This is a genomic window from Massilia sp. 01N417, from assembly GCF_056399645.1.
Genome location: NZ_JBFTRS010000056.1, coordinates 1 through 1,111, shown reverse-complemented (window position 1 = coordinate 1,111; position 1,111 = coordinate 1). Strand labels below are relative to the sequence as shown.

Here is a 1,111-nt window from a genome sequence, read left to right as displayed (position 1 = left end):
GCGCCATAGCGGGTGATAGCCCCGTACACGAAATCCGAACGGTGGTACTAAGCGTACGACAAGTAGGGCGGGACACGTGAAATCCTGTCTGAAGATGGGGGGACCATCCTCCAAGGCTAAATACTCGTAATCGACCGATAGTGAACCAGTACCGTGAGGGAAAGGCGAAAAGAACCCCGGGAGGGGAGTGAAATAGATCCTGAAACCGTGTGCATACAAACAGTCGGAGCCTCTTCGTGGGGTGACGGCGTACCTTTTGTATAATGGGTCAGCGACTTACATTCAGTGGCGAGGTTAACCAGATCGGGGAGCCGTAGAGAAATCGAGTCCGAACAGGGCGACAGTCGCTGGGTGTAGACCCGAAACCAGGTGATCTACCCATGGCCAGGATGAAGGTGCGGTAACACGCCCTGGAGGTCCGAACCCACTAATGTTGAAAAATTAGGGGATGAGCTGTGGGTAGGGGTGAAAGGCTAAACAAACCTGGAAATAGCTGGTTCTCTCCGAAAACTATTTAGGTAGTGCCTCAAGTATCACCACCGGGGGTAGAGCACTGTTATGGCTAGGGGGTCATTGCGACTTACCAAACCATTGCAAACTCCGAATACCGGTGAGTGCGAGCTTGGGAGACAGACGTCGGGTGCTAACGTCCGGCGTCAAGAGGGAAACAACCCAGACCGCCAGCTAAGGTCCCAAAGATTGGCTAAGTGGAAAACGAAGTGGGAAGGCTAAAACAGTCAGGATGTTGGCTTAGAAGCAGCCATCATTTAAAGAAAGCGTAATAGCTCACTGATCGAGTCGTCCTGCGCGGAAGATGTAACGGGGCTAAGCCAGTCACCGAAGCTGCGGATATGTCTTTGACATATGGTAGGAGAGCGTTCTGTAAGCCTGCGAAGGTGTCTTGTAAAGGATGCTGGAGGTATCAGAAGTGCGAATGCTGACATGAGTAGCGATAAAGAGGGTGAAAAGCCCTCTCGCCGAAAGCCCAAGGTTTCCTGTTCAACGTTCATCGGAGCAGGGTGAGTCGGCCCCTAAGGCGAGGCAGAGATGCGTAGCTGATGGGAAGCAGGTTAATATTCCTGCACCGTCGTATGATGCGATGGGGGGACGG

General features: G+C 52.8%; 1 rRNA gene. It reads left to right on the top strand.

The annotated features are described in order from the left end of the window. Positions 1-1,111 (top strand): 23S ribosomal RNA (locus AC1DOQ_RS26875); the annotation flags it as partial.